At 40.3% G+C, this 19574-nt stretch carries 15 protein-coding genes; 8 read left to right on the top strand and 7 right to left on the bottom strand.

What is annotated here, in order from left to right; all coding sequences use genetic code 11:
- The first annotated feature begins 2 nt into the window (after positions 1-2).
- Positions 3-2471, top strand: coding sequence for a ligase-associated DNA damage response DEXH box helicase (locus tag G3I01_RS03640; protein ID WP_219551156.1), 2469 nt, complete (start codon positions 3-5; stop codon positions 2469-2471).
- On the opposite strand, the gene G3I01_RS03635 is transcribed toward G3I01_RS03640, so the two are convergent.
- Complete coding sequence (locus tag G3I01_RS03635; RefSeq protein ID WP_108170692.1) at positions 2472-2975, bottom strand: DUF1440 domain-containing protein; 504 nt, start codon at positions 2973-2975, stop codon at positions 2472-2474.
- 104 nt (positions 2976-3079) lie between these two features.
- Between G3I01_RS03635 and G3I01_RS03630 the strand changes: the two genes are divergently transcribed.
- Positions 3080-3862 (top strand): amidohydrolase, encoded by a 783-nt coding sequence (locus G3I01_RS03630; protein ID WP_219551154.1) that lies wholly within the window; start codon positions 3080-3082, stop codon positions 3860-3862.
- On the opposite strand, the gene G3I01_RS03625 is transcribed toward G3I01_RS03630, so the two are convergent.
- Positions 3846-5450, bottom strand: coding sequence for an Ig-like domain-containing protein (locus G3I01_RS03625; protein WP_219551152.1), 1605 nt, complete (start codon positions 5448-5450; stop codon positions 3846-3848). The genes G3I01_RS03630 and G3I01_RS03625 overlap by 17 nt on opposite strands.
- 58 nt (positions 5451-5508) lie before the next feature.
- Positions 5509-6189, bottom strand: coding sequence for a ComF family protein (locus G3I01_RS03620; protein WP_219551149.1), 681 nt, complete (start codon positions 6187-6189; stop codon positions 5509-5511).
- 60 nt (positions 6190-6249) lie between these two features.
- On the opposite strand from G3I01_RS03620, the gene G3I01_RS03615 reads away from it, so the two are divergent.
- The 5 genes from G3I01_RS03615 to G3I01_RS03595 all read left to right on the top strand — a co-directional run bounded on the left by G3I01_RS03615 (position 6250) and on the right by G3I01_RS03595 (position 13650).
- On the top strand, positions 6250-7134 hold the full coding sequence (locus G3I01_RS03615; RefSeq protein ID WP_219551147.1) for a hypothetical protein: 885 nt from the start codon (positions 6250-6252) through the stop codon (positions 7132-7134).
- 64 nt (positions 7135-7198) lie between these two features.
- Positions 7199-8746: a glycine--tRNA ligase gene (locus tag G3I01_RS03610; protein ID WP_219551145.1), complete on the top strand. Its 1548-nt coding sequence runs from the start codon at positions 7199-7201 to the stop codon at positions 8744-8746.
- 114 nt (positions 8747-8860) lie between these two features.
- Positions 8861-11842, top strand: a complete 2982-nt coding sequence (locus G3I01_RS03605) for a T9SS type A sorting domain-containing protein (protein ID WP_219551143.1) — start codon at positions 8861-8863, stop codon at positions 11840-11842.
- Between the two features lie 74 nt (positions 11843-11916).
- Complete coding sequence (locus tag G3I01_RS03600; protein WP_219551141.1) at positions 11917-12678, top strand: exodeoxyribonuclease III; 762 nt, start codon at positions 11917-11919, stop codon at positions 12676-12678.
- 9 nt (positions 12679-12687) lie between these two features.
- Complete coding sequence (locus G3I01_RS03595) at positions 12688-13650, top strand: OmpA family protein (protein WP_219551139.1); 963 nt, start codon at positions 12688-12690, stop codon at positions 13648-13650.
- A 1-nt stretch (position 13651) separates the two neighbouring features.
- Here the strand turns inward: G3I01_RS03595 and G3I01_RS03590 are convergent, their stop codons facing one another.
- Complete coding sequence (locus G3I01_RS03590) at positions 13652-14629, bottom strand: carbohydrate kinase family protein (protein WP_219551137.1); 978 nt, start codon at positions 14627-14629, stop codon at positions 13652-13654.
- 189 nt (positions 14630-14818) lie between these two features.
- Between G3I01_RS03590 and G3I01_RS03585 the strand changes: the two genes are divergently transcribed.
- Positions 14819-15856: an NADP(H)-dependent aldo-keto reductase gene (locus tag G3I01_RS03585; protein ID WP_219551135.1), complete on the top strand. Its 1038-nt coding sequence runs from the start codon at positions 14819-14821 to the stop codon at positions 15854-15856.
- Here the strand turns inward: G3I01_RS03585 and G3I01_RS03580 are convergent.
- Genes G3I01_RS03580 through G3I01_RS03570 form a run of 3 tightly spaced genes read right to left on the bottom strand, consistent with a single transcriptional unit; the run spans position 15853 to position 19565 of the window.
- On the bottom strand, positions 15853-16989 hold the full coding sequence (locus G3I01_RS03580) for a M23 family metallopeptidase (protein ID WP_219551133.1): 1137 nt from the start codon (positions 16987-16989) through the stop codon (positions 15853-15855). The two genes, G3I01_RS03585 and G3I01_RS03580, sit on opposite strands and share 4 nt — an antisense overlap.
- 43 nt (positions 16990-17032) lie before the next feature.
- A complete protein-coding gene (gene radA, locus G3I01_RS03575) occupies positions 17033-18397 on the bottom strand; it encodes a DNA repair protein RadA (RefSeq protein ID WP_219551131.1) in 1365 nt (454 codons plus the stop codon).
- A 19-nt stretch (positions 18398-18416) separates the two neighbouring features.
- The gene (locus tag G3I01_RS03570) at positions 18417-19565 is read right to left on the bottom strand and encodes an alpha/beta hydrolase-fold protein (protein WP_219551129.1); all 1149 of its coding nucleotides are present in this window, start codon (positions 19563-19565) and stop codon (positions 18417-18419) included.
- Positions 19566-19574: the final 9 nt, after the last annotated feature.

Below are 19574 nucleotides of genomic sequence, written 5' to 3'. Positions count from 1 at the left end.
ATTTGAAAAGGGCTGAACTAATAGATCTTGCTGATGAATGGTTTTCCCGGAATGACTGGAAACCTTTTAAATTTCAGAAAGATACCTGGAAGGCATACCTTCAGAAAAAGAATGGGTTGCTGAATGCTCCTACCGGTAGTGGTAAAACCTATGCGCTCTGGGTTCCCATCGTTCTGGATTATATTAAAAAGAATCCCGATTACCAGACCAAGCACAAAAAAGGATTGAAGGCAATCTGGATAACGCCACTTCGTGCACTTTCCGTCGAAATTGAACAGGCGGCAAGCAGGTTTGCAGAAGAAATGGGAACGCAGCTAACTGTGGGTATCCGAACCGGTGATACCTCCCAAAAGGAAAGAGCTGCTCAGAAGAAATCTATGCCAGATCTGCTCATTACTACTCCCGAAAGTTTACACCTCTTATTGTCGTCTAAAAACTATCCCAAACTCTTCAAGGGTTTGCAGGCAGTTGTGGTCGACGAATGGCATGAACTCTTAGGAACCAAACGCGGTGTGCAGGTAGAACTTGGGTTATCCAGGCTAAAAACTATTTCCAGGGATCTTAGAATCTGGGGAATTTCGGCAACTATTGGTAACCTGCAGCAGGCAAGGGAGGTACTCCTGGGACCTGAATCTGCTGCCATGGAAAATTCGGTGATGATCAGGGCTAATCTTAAAAAGAAGATCGAAGTTCGTTCTATCATTCCGGAGAAAATGGAGAAGTTTCCCTGGCGTGGGCATCTTGGGTTGCATTTACTCGATGAGGTAGTTCCTATTATCAAAAATAGCCGCACCACCCTTCTCTTTACAAATACAAGATCACAATGTGAGATCTGGTTTCAGAAATTACTCAATAAATATCCTGAATTCGCAGGGGAAGTAGCTATGCATCACGGAAGCATCAATAAAGAAACCAGGCTTTGGGTAGAGCAGGCGATTAGAAATGAAAGCCTGAAAGCAGTGGTTTGTACTTCCAGCCTGGACCTGGGGGTCGATTTTGCTCCTGTGGAGACTATTGTGCAGATAGGAGGACCAAAAGGTGTCGCCCGATTTCTGCAAAGGGCAGGCCGTAGTGGTCACCAGCCCGGGAAGGTTAGTCTGATCTATTTTTTACCCACCCACGCTATCGAACTTATAGAAGCTTCGGCCCTGCAAAAAGCGGTGGAAAAGAAAGCGGTGGAAGATCGAGTTCCTTACCTGATGAGCTATGATGTTCTTATACAGTATCTAAATACACTTGCGGTTTCTGATGGTTTTTACCCGAAAGATATTTTTCCTGAGATCGCTTCTACTTTTTGTTTTCAGGGTATCACCCAGGAGGAATGGTTATGGATCCTGAATTTTATTACGAAGGGGAGTCAGAGTATACAGGCCTATGATGAATATAAGAAGGTTGAGATCGAAGAAGATGGTAAGTTTAAGATCAATAATCGCGGGGTGGCCATGAGGCACAGATTGCAAATTGGTACTATTGTTAGTGATGCTATGCTTAGTGTGAAATATATGAAAGGCGGGTATATAGGCACGATCGAGGAATGGTTCATATCTAAACTGAAACCCGGCGATATTTTCACTTTTGCCGGCCGAAACCTGGAACTGGTGCATATAAAAAATATGCAGGTACTGGTTAGGAAATCCTCTAAAAAGACCTCGAAAGTACCCAGCTGGATGGGAGGTAGAATGACCTTTTCTGCCCAGATGAGTGAACTGCTCCGGGAAGAAATGTATTTGGCCGCGACACTTGAAGAAGGCCAGAAAAGCACTAAAGAACTTAAGGCTCTACAGCCAATTTTTGAAAGGCAGCAATTGGAGTCTGTTATTCCAAAAAGCGATGAATTCCTGATAGAAACCTTTAAAACCCGGGAAGGCTATCACGCGATATTTTATCCTTTTGAAGGCAGATTTGTCCATGAAGCATTGGGAAGTTTGCTCGCATACCGAATAAGCCTGCTGTCTCCCATAAGTTTTTCTATCGCTTTCAATGATTACGGATTTGAATTACTTTCAGACCAGGAGATCGATATGCAACAGGTTCTGGACAACAATCTTTTTTCTTCAGAATTTTTAATGGACGATCTCTATAAAAGTCTGAATGCTACTGAAATGGCTCGGAGAAAATTCCGCGATATCGCCGTCATTACTGGATTGGTCTTTACGGGATATCCAAATAAGCTGGTAAAGAGCAAACATTTACAGTCAAATTCTCAGTTATTGTTCAGTGTATTCAGGGATTACGAAGAGGATAATTTATTATACCAGCAGGCTTTCAGAGAAACCTTTGAGCATCAGTTGGAAGAAGGCAGGTTGAGGATCTCTTTAGATCGTATTGCCCATCAAAAGATAGTATGGCGAAAATGTGAGAGACCCACGCCTTTTTCTTTTCCGATCATCACAGACAGGTTGCGGGAAAAATTGTCTTCAGAAAAAATTGAAGACAGGATAAGGAGGATGTTGAAGCAGCTGGAGAAGTAATTACTCCCTTAATTGGTTATCTAGGTAATGTCTTACCAACTCTGTAGTAACTCCAAATGCAATATGCGCAAATAGTTCATTCATTTGCATTCTAATAGGCACATCTGTAGGTTTAGGTTCCAGGCCTAAAATGGGCAGGGAAGTTTCATGAGTGCTGGCCCAGGCAGTAGCGCCAAAAATGATCCCATCCATAGGCCTAAGACCACTGCGGTCCTTTTTGCCATAACCATACGCCGCGCCCAGGGAACCACCCATAGGTATGTTTACCAATTGTTCCGCTAAAGCTTCATTTTGAGTGCTTACTGGAGTACCGGTGATCTTAGTAGACAGCTCATCTACGATTTTTATCTGGGCTGAGCGTTGTTCGACCTTTCTTACAGGAAGAAACTGTTCTATCAGGCTTTTTACTGCCGATCCGGCCAGGCCTCCAACGAATCCTGAGATCAGGCTGCGGGAAGTGTTAGACATATATGAATCCTTCTGAAGAAAAGTACCTACGCTCATAATCTGTTTTGTTTTAATGAAATAAAACTATCTATTCATCACGATTTGTCCAATCATTTAACATGCATTTGACATAGCTCAATTAAAAATTAATAATTTTGAGTATGGATGAAAAATTAAATATCGCCTTTATTCAGGCAGATCTAAATTGGGAAAATGCCGAAGCAAACCGCAAACTTTTTTCGAAGGAAATAGAAAACATATCAGATGAGGTAGATCTTATCATCCTTCCGGAAATGTTTACGACTGGCTTCAGTATGAATGCAGAAGAGCTGGCCGAGGAAACAGATGCCGAAACTCTTTCATGGATGCGAGCACATGCTAAAGCTAAGTCTGCAGCTATTACGGGAAGTGTTATTATCACCGAAAATGGTAATTATTACAATCGCTTGTTTTTTGTTTTTCCAGATGGCAGTTATAAATTATATGATAAGCGGCACACATTTACCCTGGCCAAAGAAGATCTCACTTACACTGCCGGTAAAGAGCGTCTTATCGTGGAGTATAAGGGATGGAAGATCTGTCCGTTAGTTTGTTATGATCTGAGGTTTCCGGTTTGGGCACGAAATACGGTAGATTATGATCTGCTTATTTATGTGGCTAACTGGCCAGAAAAGAGAGTTAATGCCTGGGATGCCTTGCTAAAAGCCAGAGCTATAGAAAATATGAGTTACTGCGTAGGGCTTAACAGGACCGGTGTAGACGGCGACGGTTATGTTTATAATGGCCATTCCGCTGCTTATGATATGCTGGGAAAAGAACTTACTCCTTTGGACCGTGCAGAACCTTTTATTGCTGAAATAAGTATCGATAAGAAAGAGCTTCTGGAGACCAGGAAAAAATTGAAATTCCTTCAGGACCGGGATAAATTTAGTCTAGACGAATAGACTCATTGATATCCCAGTTAGCCCGAACTTCCAGCGTATCTGAGAAATATCTGATCTGTTCTGGCTGTCGTTTTTTCAGGTAATTTCCAGTATCCCACTTCATATTCTCATTATCATCCTGGATCACCCTTACCAGGAATTCTCCAGGATTCAGAAATCTGAAGGTGAAACTACTTGAGTTTTCAGAATATTGTTCGGCAATAACTTCACCTTTAGTATTGGTTAACTGCACTATGACCGGATAAGATTCGATATTCTGAAAATTGAGAATTATAGTACCATAGTCTCCGAGCGGTTTTGTTCTTAAACTTTGAACTATCGTGTCATTGGTCTCTTCAAAAAGATCTTTAATAGCACCCGGGAGGGCAATTATCTGGTAACTGTTATCAGGTGTTTTATCGAATTTTACTGATACCTCGTTTTTCAAAGGATCAAAATCTGTAGTGAATTCTACATTTGCCGAATCCTTATCCATGATGGTGATTAATTCCTCCTTATGCTCGACAATTGGCGTATTAGCCTTGAACTTGAAATCCTTATCTATCGCTCCGTTCTCTGATGAAACCTGAAGTGAATCCCTGTCTAAGGTCGCTAGTCTTGTTAAAAGCGTATCCCGTGTTTTTGGGGTTACGATCTCAAAACTAAGGCTGTCTAATTCAGGTTTGATATTATACCAGTAGTATAAGCTGTCTGCCTTTGGGTCTTTTATTACTCTCGAAACATAACCCTCCGGTTTTGGTGTAAGCAGGTTAATACTTAAACTATCAAGGTCTGTTGAACCTTCGTATCCAAATAAGATCTGATTTCCTTTTAACTGTGAAGGGCGCTTTGGTTCAAATTCAAGTTCTTCCTTAAAAACAGTGATCTCATAAGTGCTGTCTGTGGGAATGCTTATATTTTCAGCAATAAAGCCGATCTTTTCCTTTTTTGGATTGTACAGGTAATTATCATTATTATCTAAAATTCCCACCATCCGGTAAGTGCCCGCCTTTAAATTCTCCAGGGAAAAGGTAAAGGTGCTGTCCTGTGAATAGGTGACATACCTGGGAGTTTCTTTATAGACAATAGAATCTGTAAAGGTGGAATCAACTTCATACAACATGATCGAAATCGGGGAAGCTGGAGCTTTAAGATTAGCGTCTTTCACCGTTCCCTTCACCATCAGCGAATCTATATAATCACCGGTAGAAAAGACATATTTGAAGTAATCGTAAGGATTAGATTCGTTATTGTCTACAATGCTTTTTCCGAAGTTAATGGCATAGGTCGTGTTTTCCTCCAATGTATCAAAGATCTCGATCTTGATATCCTTTCTGGCTGTTCCCAAAGGCATAATGTTGGGTTTGGGATCCATAGGTGGAGAAATGATGATCTGTTGTTGAGGTTTTTCAAGTTTGATGTACTCATCAAAATAGATCCGAATCTCATCTTCATCAAAATTCGTGGAATAGTTCTCTGGGTTTGCCTTTATGAATTTCGGTGGTTCTTCATCAATGGGTCCACCCTCAGGCATTCCTTTTTTTGCACACTGCACGGTAGTGAAGAGCAAAATCAAAACTATTACGAATCCGGGTATCCTTTTTTGCATAGATGAAAACTGAAATCTTTTAGCAAAGAAACAATTATTTTGAATTACAACGCAAAGCTTAGTTAGTAATTGCCATGGTCGCAACACTCAATTTGATATTTGGGATCTCGAATAATTTATGAGCACAGGCTTCCAGGGTGGAACCGGTGGTGACCAGATCGTCTACAATCAAAATATGCTTTTGAGCAGCACCATCCGTATTTTGGATGACGAGAGTCTCTTCTAGTTTTCCCCATCTTGAAAACCTGTCTTTAAAGGTCTGAGTTTGGGTAGAGCTTATTTTTAATAGAATATCATCACGGTATTCGGCCTGCAATGATCTGGCGATCTCTTTTCCGAAATTCTCCACCTGATTATATCCTCTTTCTTTTAAGCGGCTTTTATGTAATGGAACCGGAATCACCATATCAATATCTAAATATGCCGGGATCTGGGACAATTCTTCTCCCATCCATTTTCCCAGGTAAGTGCCAATTTCACGGTGTCCTCTATATTTTAGATCATGAATAAGATGCTGTACTCCAGATTTTTTTCTGAAATGCAATAATGACGTAGCTTTTTCTATCTTTACCCTACCATAAAATACTTTTTTAACAGGGTTCTCGTTATCAAGGTGATATCGGGTAACCGGCAGGTCGTGCAGGCAGGAAGTGCAAAGGATTTGTTCGTTTTTTAGCAGTTCAGCCTCACAAATGTGACAAACGGTGGGATAAAGAAGATTTACGAAATCGTGAAACATTTGTTAACGGCTTGTAGCATACTTAGTTAAACATCTAAATTTACGAACTTAATTAAACTTATGATGACAGAAAAAAAGAACAATACCGCATTGAAGGTTTTAACCGGTATTCTTGCTGTAGCCCTGGTTGCGCTTAGCATTTATACTATAAAATTCTATAATGAGGAGAAAGAGAATAAAGAGATCTTGCAGAAGGAAAAATCTGTGATCGAGGATGAACTTAATGAGCTTATCGTAAAGTATGACGAAGCCATCGAGGAGAACGAGATCATGGATCAGGACCTTGTAAATGCAAGGGATCGTATTTCAAGATTATTAGATTCAGTTAAAGACAATGAAGCCAACCTGGTTTTGATCTCAAGGTACAGACGTGAGATTGGAAATTTAAAGGCAGAGAAGGACAGGCTTTTTAGAGTGGTTGATAGTTTGAGTACAGAGAACCGCATGTTATCGACTTCTTTAGATAGCACCAGCGTTGCTCTGCAGGAAAGAACCAAGCTTTCAGACTCTTTACAAACTACTAATCAAAGTCTTTCAACTAAAGTTGATAAAGCCTCACGTTTAAAAATAAGCGGACTTTCAGGAGAAGGTGTGATCGTTAGAAATAGCGGGAAGCTGGTTGAAAATGACAATAATCGTAGAGTAGACCAGATAAGAACCTGTTTTACCATTACCGCAAATGACCTGGCAGATGCCGGTGAGAAGAACATGTACGTTCAGGTTTATAATCCTGAGAACGAACTTGTGGGTGATGAGATCGTGGTACAGCACGAAGGTGGAACTATGGTTTACAGTGCTTCTTCTAAGGTTTTCTATGAGAATGAAGAGCTTGATGTTTGTATTCTTGCGAAAACAATAGAAGACAAATTGCTGGAAGGTAATTACAAAGTATACGTATATAACGACGCGATTCTTTTAGGAACCGGAAGTTTTACATTGAATTAATCTTAATTAATAAATTAAAGACCGCCCTGGATATAATTCAAGGCGGTTTTTTTATTTTTGCGCCATGGCAAAACAAGAAGATCTTTTTAAAAACGTAATATCTCATGCTAAGGAGTATGGGTACATTTTCGCATCTAGTGAAATCTATGACGGTTTAAGTGCTGTTTATGATTACGGGCAGAATGGAGCCGAACTAAAGAAAAACATCAAGGAATACTGGTGGAGAAGCATGACGCAACTACATCAGAACATCGTGGGTATCGATGCCGCGATCTTAATGCATCCAACTACCTGGAAAGCTTCAGGTCACGTAGATGCTTTTAACGATCCGCTTATCGACAATAAAGACTCCAAGAAGCGATACAGGGCAGATGTTCTGGTTGAAGATCATGCCGAAAAGTTGCTTCAGAAGGCAGAAAAAGAGATCGCGAAAGCGAAAAAGCGTTTTGGTGAGGATTTTGATGAAGAAATGTATAAGGAAACCAATCCTCGTGTACAAAGATATCTTGGCGAAAGGAAAGAGATCCTGGAGCGTTTGGCCCGTTCTTTAACCAATGAAGATCTAGCCGATGTGAAAGCGTTGATAGAAGAACTGGAGATCGCAGATCCTGAAACAGGTTCTAAAAACTGGACTGAAGTAAGGCAATTCAATCTTATGTTCGGTACCAAATTAGGTGCTTCAGCAGATACAGCTACAGATCTATACCTGCGTCCTGAAACTGCACAGGGAATTTTCGTGAACTTTTTAAATGTTCAGAAAACAGGTAGAATGAAGATCCCGTTCGGGATTGCTCAGATAGGAAAGGCTTTTAGAAATGAGATCGTTGCGAGACAGTTCATTTTCAGAATGCGTGAATTCGAACAAATGGAAATGCAATTTTTCGTGCGCCCGGGTGAAGAACTGGATTGGTACGAGAAATGGAAAGAAGCAAGACTTAAATGGCATAAATCTTTAGGTCTTGGTGAAGAGAATTATCGTTTCCATGATCATGAAAAACTTGCACATTACGCGAATGCCGCGGCAGATATAGAATTCGATTTTCCATTTGGATTTAAAGAACTGGAAGGAATTCACTCAAGAACAGATTTCGACCTTAAAGCGCATGAAGAACATTCAGGTAAAAAACTGCGTTTTTATGATCCTGAATTGAAAGAAAACTATGTGCCTTATGTGATCGAAACTTCTATTGGTCTGGACAGGATGTTCCTGGCAGTTCTTTCAGCATCGTTGAAAGAAGAAGATCTGGGAGATGGAAATACCAGAACCGTACTAAAATTACCGGCAGTACTGGCTCCTACTAAAGCAGCTATTTTGCCTTTGGTTAAAAAAGACGGACTTCCGGAACTTGCTCAAAAGATCGTGGATGAATTAAAATGGGATTTCACGGTGCAGTATGATGAAAAAGATGCGATTGGTAGAAGATACCGTCGTCAGGATGCCGCGGGAACTCCACTTTGTATCACTGTCGATCATGATTCTCTTGAAGATAATTCGGTGACGGTTAGATTCCGTGACAGTATGGAACAGAAAAGAGTTAAGATCGAAGAACTTGATGCTTTAATAAGAAAAGAAACCGATTTTAAAACCTGGATGAAGGATTTTGCACCCTGATAATCAGTGTTTTATGAATATTTTATGAAAGGCAATTGATTTATTAATTGCCTTTTTTATTTCAGTTATTATCTTAATGCCTATTTTTAAAGAATTATTGTAGTATACCCGCAAATGATGAAAAAATTACTTTACCTACTCATATTTAGCTTTGTTTTTCATCTTAATGTCAATGCTCAAACTAACCAGATCACAGGACCTTCGTATATAGATTCTGCAAAAGTTGTGAAATCTGGACCTTTAACTAAGGAAAGTTTGATTCCATCGAATAAGAAGCCGAAACTTTATAACCCTCGTAACCGGGGTATTAATAAAGTGGTTCCGGGAAAAGGTCTTCCCAAGACCATAGATCCAGCACTACAGTCTAAGATGGGAGATGTGCAGGTAAAGTCACCTATACTTACTTTTGACGCTGCAATTACGCGTTCTACTCCTTCAGATCCTACCGGAGCAGTAGGGAGAAATCACTATGTAAATGCGTGGAATTCTGAATTTGCCATTTGGGATAAACAGGGAAATAATATTATTCCTGCTTCTTCACTGGCGAGTATTGGCGGGACTTTCACAAATGAAACAGATGGAGATCCTATAGTTTTTTATGATGAATCTGCAGACAGGTTTATCCTAATGCAGTTCAGTGCAGAGTCTAATTCTCCAACTCCGCCGGCATTATTATTCGCCGTTGCCCAGGGACCAGACCCGGTTAATAGCGGTTGGTATACCTATAGATTCAATCTTGAATCATTACCAGATTATCCAAAAATCTCTTTATGGCGTGATGGTTATTATATAACAACTAACAAAGATGCGCTTGAGCCCCAGGGTCGGGAAATAGTTTATACTCTGGAAAGAGATAAAATGCTGCAGGGAGCAGACGATGTTAGAATTCTAGGATTTCCGCTTCCGGGTATAAGGAACAATGGTTTTTACAGCCCTGCTGGATTTAGCGTGGTTGGACAGGACCTTCCGCCACCGGGAGATGCTCCAATTATATACCTGCAGGATGATGAATGGGCCGGGGTGAACCAGGACCATTTAAAATTATGGCTTATAAATGTAGACTGGAATAATCCGGGGTCTTCTACCATTGCCGAAAGTCAGGAGATCACCAATGGAGTTTCACCATTTGCTGCGACCTTTGATGGGGGTGGATTTCAAAACCTTGCTCAGCCGGGAGGTGGAGTGGATATTGATGCGCTTCAGGGAGCGATGATGTATATGACCATGTACCGAAGGTTTCCAAATTATAACTCTGTGGTGATGAATTTTGTGGTAGATGTGGAGCCTTCTCCGGCAAAACATGCGGGTATTCGCTGGTATGAACTCAGGCAGACCGCAGATGGGGAGCCGTGGACTGTTTACCAGGAAGGAACCTATGCGCCAGATGATAGCGATAGATTTAGTGGAAGTATAGGGATCGATGTAAGAGGAAATATTGGTTTAGGATTTACGGTGGTTAACGACGATTCCCGTAACCCAGTTTTTCCATCCATAAGATATACAGGAAGATATTCAAATGATCAATTAGGGGTCATGTCTATTGAGGAACAGTCTATCGTTGAGGGTGCAAGTCCACAACCAAGACCAGAAGGGAGATATGGAGATTATGCGCATTTAAGTATAGATCCAGTAGATGGCATCACTTTCTGGCATAATGCGGAATATTTTGTGGGTTCAGACAGAGTAAATAAAGTGGGAGTCTTCAGTTTTTCTGCCACCGAAGCTAACGATCTTGGAGCAGTTGCTTTAGCGAGCCCGCAAAGCGCAACCTTGACCGCTTCAGAAGAGATAAGCATTGAAATCCGGAATTTTGGATTGAACGCTCAATCTGGTTTCGAAGTGAGCTATAGTATTAACGGTGGAGCAGAAGTTACCGAAATTTTCAACGAGTCTATAGCTCCTGAATCTTCTGCGACCTATACTTTTGAGCAGCCTGCAGATCTTTCAGAAATTGGTGAGACCTATACTATTACCATTTCTACGAATCTTGAAAATGATGCGAATCCAAATAATGATTCGGTAGATACTCAGGTGAAAAACCTGCCTCCGCGAGACGTTGGAGTGACTTCAATTGATGCTCCTTTTACTTCAGAAAGTTTGAGCGACAGTGAAACGGTAACGGTAACAATCGAAAATTTTGGGGGAGAGCCCCAGCAGGATATACCGGTTAGCTACCAGGTTGGGAATAATTCTGTTGTGACCGAGACTTATGAAGAGGTGATAGAGGTTGGGGAAGAAGCTGTTTATTCCTTTGATCAAACGGCAAATCTTGCAGCTTCCGGAAGATATAACATGATGGCAAGAACAAATCTGGAAGAGGATTTCGACCCAACCAACGATTCTGAAACAACTGCCATAGCTCATCTTGATTGTATTCCAAATGGATCTGATTGTTCCGCGGGAGATGGTATTTTTTACTTTGAACTGGGTGAATTTCTTAACGAAAGAATTCCGTGTACAACAGGTTATATAGATTTTACCGGGGGAACAACCGACCTGGATAGAGCCGATGGTAATTTTACAGTAACGGTGAAGACCAATTTTGCCGAGGATGATGTAGAAAAATTTTCCTTATGGATAGATTTTAATGATAATGCGGTTTTCGAGGACGACGAAAGACTTATCACTTCTGAGGTCATTCCTGAAGCAGGACCTGCATTTTCATACGATTTTAGTATTCCTGCAGATGCAAAACTAGGTCAGCATTTACTAAGAATAAGAGCCGGAGATACCAGTTTCTCTGGTGATCTAAATGATCCATGTTCCCAGATGGCTTATGGAACGACCCATGACTATTCAGTAAATATTATAGATAGCACTTTAGACGTAAAAGATTTTATCCTGAATGAAGCTGAACTTGTGGTGATCTCCTCAACAAATAGTCAGTACAGGGTAGTGATGGAAAGCAGTTTTGAAGAACCATTAAGGATCACAGTTCACAATGTGCTAGGACAGAAATTAATTGAGAACCAGATCGTGAACGATGGCAATGCTTATGCCTACGATCTAGATATGTCCTATGCCGCAGCGGGTGTTTATTTGGTGAGGGTTGGAACCAGAGATTTCGGAAAGGTGCAGCGTTTTATCGTAAAATAGATTTTATCTACAATTTTTAAACTCGTCTTGGATTTAGTTCAGATAGCCTTATTTTTGAGGAAAATTGAACTTTCATGACCATCATATCCTATAATGTAAATGGTATTCGGGCGGCTATACGCAAAGGTTTTTTAGACTGGGTGAAACAGGCAGATCCAGATGTAGTATGTCTTCAGGAAATAAAAGCTCATCCCGAGCAACTGGACCTTTCAGATTTTGAAGATGCGGGATATCCTTATCATTACTGGTATCCTGCGACAAAAAAAGGTTATAGCGGGGTTGCTATTTTAAGCAAAACTGAACCTGAGAATATCACCTATGGTACAGGGATAGATTATATGGATTTTGAGGGTCGAAGCATTCGCGCAGATTTTGAAGATCTTTCGATAATGAGCCTTTACCTGCCTTCGGGAACCAACATCAAAAGGCTGGAGCATAAGTTCAGGTTCATGGACGATTTTCAGGATTACGTAAATGAGCTTAAAGAAGAAATTCCAAATCTTATTATTTGCGGAGATTATAATATTTGCCACGAAGCAATAGATATCCATGATCCCGTTAGATTAAAAAATACTTCTGGTTTCCTTCCTGAAGAAAGAGCCTGGATCGATGGATTCATGAAAAGTGGTTTTGTAGACTCTTTTCGTCATTTCAATGATGAACCAGATAATTATTCCTGGTGGAGTTATCGTGCCAATGCCCGTAATAACAATAAAGGCTGGCGAATAGATTACAATCTGGTAGCTGAACCGTTAAAAGACAGAATGAAAAGGGCAGTTATTTTGCCTGAAGCATACCATAGTGATCATTGCCCCGTTCTATTAGAAATTGAATAATACTTTCTTATGAAAATTAAAGTTTTAGGTTTTTTAGCATTGTTGATCTCAGTAACCTCATGTGTTTCTTCCAAAAAATATGGAGAGCTGGAAAGCAGAAATGCTGATCTTCTTCGTGAGAACCGAAGTATGAATGAAGATCTTGAAAAATTCAGGAGATCTAGTAAAGATCTTGATACAGAATTGACGGCTTTAAAGACCGATTACGAAACTTTAACTACAGAGCGTAACCAGTTGATGCAGAAACTGGAAGCACTACAGAAGAATTATAATAGCCTGGAAGATTCATATGATGCTTTAGAAAAGAACAGCTCTGCTGCAATTGCAGAAAATTCTAGACAGAACCGCGAATTGCTGGCACAGTTAGATGAAAAGGAGGCGGCTTTGATCCAGGAAAAGAACAGGCTGGAGAAACTTGAAAAGGACCTTGCCGTTAGATCTCAAAGGATAGATGAACTGGAGAGTGTGATCGCAGCCAAGGATGCCAAAATGAATGCACTTAAGAATGCGGTATCCAACGCTCTCACCAATTTCGAAGGAAAAGGTCTTAGCGTGGAGCAGAAGAATGGAAAAGTTTATGTTTCCATGGAGAACAAATTACTTTTTGAATCTGGTAGCTGGGCTGTAAATTCTGAAGGTAGAAAAGCTGTTCAGCAATTAGGTGCTGTGCTGGCGCAAAATCCAGATATAGCGGTACTTATTGAAGGACATACAGATAATGTGCCTTATGGGGGCAGCGGACAGCTAAAAGACAACTGGGACCTTTCTACGAAGCGTGCGACCTCCATTGTTCAAATCTTAAGAGAGAATCCAGACATCGATCCTCAGAACTTAACAGCAGCAGGAAAAGGTGAATATGCTCCTGTTGCTCCGAATACTACTGAAGCGGGGAAAGCTAAAAACCGTAGGATTGAGGTAATTCTTACTCCAAAACTCGATGAGATCACCAGGTTGTTGAATGAGAACGGTTAGATTATTCAGATAGGGAGTAATTTTCCTTTATGATCTTTTCAGTTTCTTTGAGATCCTTAAAAACCTCATAGGTCTTACCTTGCGTGCGCATAGCACCAAGAGTATTGGCATATTGCGCGGCAATTATCGGGTCTTCATGGTAGGCAAATCCATAAGCTAATCCACCGGCAAAGGAGTCTCCGCATCCGGTGGTATCAATAACCTCGTCTACCGGTACAGAGGGGATGAATTCAGTATTCATTTTTCCATCTTTAAGTGTGTAGGCAACGCATCCCCGGGAATCCAGGGTCACATATAGTACCTTAACTCCTTTGTCCAGGATATATTCAGCGAAATCATCAAGATGGTCTGTATTTTCCTCGTCATAATGCCCCATTTCATCAATGTCATATTCATTTTTAAACCAGCAACACATAGATTCTTCCAGGTTCATTTTCAAAACATCTATGTAAGGCAGCCATTCGTCACGGTCTATCCAGAATTTACGTTCCCGGCTACCGTTAATATTCATAGCGGTGGTGGGACCATGAGCATCAAAAATGACCAGCCCTTTACTGTTCTGCTTTATAAACTGAAGGGTGCTGAGAGAAATTTCAAAATCTGTGATAGGTACAAACACAAAGGCATCAGAATCAAGGAAAGGTTCAACATCTTCTGGTAAAATAGGATTCATAAATGCGGTTTGTTTTTCCAACCGGTTATTCTGATCAAGAAAATTCAGTTCTATAACCGTCCCACGATCCTTTTTACTATCCAACCCACTTACGTCGATATTGGAATATGGTGAAAATAGTTCTTTAATAGGCTCCAGGTCCTTTTTATGAATATGAGAAATGATCTTTACCTCACCGGTGTCTTTCATTAGTTTAGCCAGCGCGATCGCAGGATGAGTCGCACAGCCATATTTCCTTATAGTTTCCTTTTTATGAGTTAAGATGGTATCTCTGGGAATAGGTCCTAAAATTGCTATTTTCTTCATCCTCTCTTTATGATTTCTTATTTTCTGGCGATAATTTCCTGATTTACCTAAAGGTAGGTTTTATCTAAGATATCAAAAAATGATTTTATCATATTTAAAAATGATCGTTCTTATAAGTTTTATCGATGAATTATAGGTTTTGGAGCCAATCTATTTATCCTAAATTGCGGCCTTAATTTAATTTTTAAGATGAAATTTACCACTCTTCCCAATACAGATATAAAAGTTAGTAAGATATGCCTAGGTTCTATGACCTGGGGTCAACAGAATACCGAGGCTGAAGGTCATGAGCAAATAGATTTTGCTTTGGATAAAGGCGTCAACTTTATCGATACGGCAGAAATGTATTCGGTCCCGGCAGATCCTGAAACACAAGGTAGCACTGAAAGCATCATAGGAACCTGGCTTAAAAAATCGGGTAGAAGAGACGACGTGGTTATTGCCTCCAAAATAGCAGGACCTTCAGATATGGTTTCGCATGTTAGACCAGATCTAGGGTTTCATAAAGAAGCTATGGAAGACGCGATCCATAAGAGTTTAAAAAGACTTCAGACAGATTATATTGACCTTTATCAATTACATTGGCCAGAAAGAAATACTAATTTCTTTGGTCAGTTGGGATATAAACATTCTGATGAGGAAGAATGGGAGGACAATTTTAAGCAGGTCCTGGAAAACCTGAATGACTTTGTAAAACAGGGGAAGATAAGACAGATAGGTCTTTCTAATGAAACTCCTTTTGGCCTTATGCGTTTCCTGGAAGAAAGCCGGAATAATGGATTGCCCAGACCGGTGACAGTTCAGAACCCATACAGCCTGTTAAATAGAAAGGATGAAATTGGGCTTACAGAGATTTATCATCGCGAAAATGTAGGTCTTTTTCCATATTCACCTTTAGGGATGGGAACTTTAAGTGGAAAGCACCTTGATGGGATTAAAGAAAATACAAGATTGAGCTTGTTTCCGCAGTATAAAAGATATTCCAATGAAGAATCTGTGAAGGCGACCAGGACGTACAAAGAGCTTGCAGATAAGCATAATTTGAGTCTTACTCATATGGCTTTGGCATTCGTAAATCAGCAGCCATTTGTGACCAGCAACATTATTGGAGCTACCAGTTTAGAACAATTGGATGAAAATATTAAAAGTATAGATGTGGTGCTTTCTGAAGAGATCTTAAAAGAAATTGATGAGATCCATCACGCTATTCCGAATCCTGCACCTTAATTAGCAGGAGTCACCACGCTTTCATGGATAAATAGGGGACGGTCCAGGCTGTCCCTCACGTGGTACCAGTTCGTCGTTTTTCCCTGAACATATAATATCTCCCCTAACTCGCCTTTCTTTAAAACCTTGGAATTGTTAGTGGCTGGTTTATTTCTGAAATTCGCTGAACTAGATTTCACTTTTATTCTTGAAGCGATATCATTTTCAATTTCGGTTTGTTGATTCTGGCTAATTGTTGAATATACAAAGCCAATAGGGTCTATCGCTCCGGAACCTCTCTTGTAAATTCCAAAATGCAGATGTGGAGGAGTGGTTCTTGCATTTCCTGTATTACCTACAAATCCCAGGGTGTCACCGGCTTTAACTTTTCTAATTCCGGGTTTGATGCTATCAAGATGAGCATAATAAAGGGATTGATTGCGATGGGTATCTCTTAGCCACACCTGTTTGCCACCAAGACCTTTTTCTCCGGTAAATCGAACTCTGCCGCCAGTTGCAGCGACAACCGGAGTTCCTCTATTTGCAAAAATATCGATGCCCTCATGATTTCTTTTTCCGCCATCACGCATATCTCCCCAGTAGCTTCCTATATCAGAATTTTGACCATTCTCTACAGGAAATAGATAAGCAGGATTTTTACTGATATTTATCTGAAATGGAGTATTGGCCTCGATCTCTGGCTGAAATATTAGTTTGTAAAGGCCTTTCTGATCAACCTCAAAAGTTAACGATCTGGATTCGGTATTTCCGGAAGTGATCTTTTCAAATTTGTTAGTTTCACTTTCATTCTTTTTATAAATATCTTTAAATACTAGTGTAGAGGAGCTGTCGGTAATAATTTCTGCGGTAAGCACTTCACCAGGAATTAGATAGGTTTCGTATGAGTAGATCGCGAAATTCCTGGGTTTTAATACGCCAGATTCTGAGTAAGGAAGCTCTATCTGGAGACTATCTGTTAGTGCTTTTTCATGACGTTGTTTCCAGATATCAAAAAGCTCATCAGTGAGATTGTTGTTTCTTTTGTATTGCTCCCTTTCAGAAAGTCCTGCTATGAGCTTTTCAGCCTTTTCGAGTTGCGAACAGGATACCAGGATGAAAACTATAAATAATAAGCTTAGTTGTTTTAATTGCATTTAGCTGATATTGATTCAAATATCAGCAGTAATTGTGCCAATCCTATTCAAATAAATGAGCCACAACATCTTCAATTTTGGCCACCTTGATAATTCTGATATGAAAATTGGACTTTGGGATCTTACTTTGTTTAGAAACCATAAAGGAGGCAAAACCAAGTTTTTCAGCCTCCAGGATGCGCTGTTCAATTCTGGTTACGGGTCTAATCTCGCCCGCCAGACCAACTTCCGCTGCGAAACAAATGTCTTTTAATAAGGCGATATCTTCGTTGGAAGATAATATCGCGGCAATGACTGCAAGGTCTATCGCGGGATCATCAACGCTAATTCCACCGGTCACATTCAGGAAAACATCTTTTGCGCCAAGCCTGAAGCCAGCTCTTTTTTCCAGTACCGCCAATAACATATTAAGCCTTTTGGCATTGTATCCTGTAGTTGAACGTTGCGGGGTACCGTAAACGGCTGTGCTTACTAAAGCCTGAATCTCGATCATCAAAGGACGCATTCCTTCAAGGGTAGAAGCGATTGCTGTACCACTTAAGTCCTCATCATTCTTTGAGATCAGGATTTCTGAAGGATTGGTAACTTCTCTTAATCCACTGCCTTGCATTTCATAAATGCCTAATTCATGGGTAGAGCCAAATCTGTTCTTATGAGCTCTAAGAATTCTATAAACATGATTGCGGTCGCCCTCAAATTGAAGTACGGTGTCTACCATATGTTCCAGTACTTTTGGTCCGGCAATACTACCCTCTTTAGTAATATGGCCAATCAAAATGACCGGAGTATTGCTTTCCTTGGCAAATTTTATTAGCTCTGCGGTACATTCTCTTATCTGGGAAATACTTCCAGGAGAACTTTCAATATAATCGCTATGTAGTGTCTGGATAGAATCAATAATAACCACCTCTGGTTCTACTTCTTCTACCTGACGGAAAATATTCTGGGTCTTGGTCTCGGTGAGTATAAAACAATTCGCAGGATTCGGATTGATACGTTCTGCCCGCATTTTTATTTGTTGCTGACTTTCTTCTCCTGAAACGTAAAGTACACGGAATTTCAGCCCGAGGGAGATCTGTAATAACAATGTACTTTTTCCAATTCCGGGTTCACCACCTAGTAAAGTTAAAGAACCGGGTACGAGGCCACCGCCAAGAACCCGGTCCAGTTCATTATTACCGGTATTAAGCCGGTTTTGTGGAGTGTTTTCTATATCCGCAATCAGTAATGGTCTGGCTGCTTTTTTAGCTTCTTTTTTTGCAGAAGTTTTCCAGTCCTTGGGATCTGGTTTTTGAACTAATTCTTCAACTATAGTGTTCCAATCGCCACAGGAGTTACATTTCCCCTGCCATTTAGAATATTGAGCTCCGCATTTCTGACAAAAATAAGTGGTCTTAACCTTGGCCATTTAACTGATCAATTTTATGCTAATAACCGAAATCTTTTTTAATCGCGTCGGCTTTTTCAAGCATAAAATCTGAATCCAGGAATGCTATCTTTTCCTGCCCGTAAGCATTCTGATAGATTCTCATAGCTCTTTTAGGATTACCGGTTTCTTCTTCATATCGAGCCTCGAAGAAGGTTCCTAACATGGTCCCGGGATAATGGTCGTGGGCCATTTTATAAAGGTCCTTGTATTCTTCCCAGTTTCTGGTCTTTTCTATAGCCCTGTAAACAGCCATAAAATCGTTCAGGCTTATCTTTCTTTTGATTCCGTACAATTCTTCAATAGAGGTATACTTGTTTGCAAGAAATTCGGTAGGAGATACCGAGGTTTGAAGTAATTTCTCGTTGTAATCCTTAGTAGAAATAGGTCTGTATATTTCAAACATACTCTGTAAAGCAGCCGGAATGGCTTTTCCAACCAAAGAGTAGTGCGTGGCATCTTCGAAATTATCAAAGGTATAAGCTACTCTTTCATTTTCCAGGCCTTTCAATTGGTTATCAAAACTTAAAATGTCTTCTTTTAAATTAGGGATGTCTGAACTGGCTGTGGCCATATAGTACCATTTTCTGGATTCTGCTGTATTCAAGGCATTGGTGATCCTGTCTGCCATTTGTGGAGCAAGATCTGGACTTAGGTTAATATATCCCTGGAAAATAGGATCCTGTTTTAGTAAATAGTAATTGATGAAATTTGAAGTAAAGTCATGACCTACAATAATTCTGAAGTTTGCCGTGCGATACTTTTGATCTAATTGGGCTAGTAATTCCATTCCGATAAATTCAAAGAATTTTGCTCCTTTTCCTTCAGGAAGAAAGTTTTGTTCAGAATAATAAGTGTCTTTAGTTCTGATCCCATCCTGGTTGATTCCCACCACTATCATTTCCGGGGCATCTTCCCAGTAAGAATAATAGTCTACCATACCTGCTACGGGCTCGAATAAATAATCGCCGTCAAGTACCACTACTACCGGATAGCGTTTTTCTATATTTTCCTCGTAATTTCTAGGTAACTGGATCTTGATCTGCCTGGTTTCGCCAAGCTTTTCGGAAGATAAACTTTCGTATTTTATCTGCGCAAAGTTGGCCAACGGCAATAGGATTGCCATTAGCAAAAGTAATAATCGTTTCATAGGTGTCGT

The organism is Gramella sp. MT6 (assembly GCF_019357415.1).
Taxonomy (GTDB): Bacteria; Bacteroidota; Bacteroidia; order Flavobacteriales; family Flavobacteriaceae; genus Christiangramia.
This window is presented reverse-complemented; position numbering and strand designations above follow the sequence as displayed.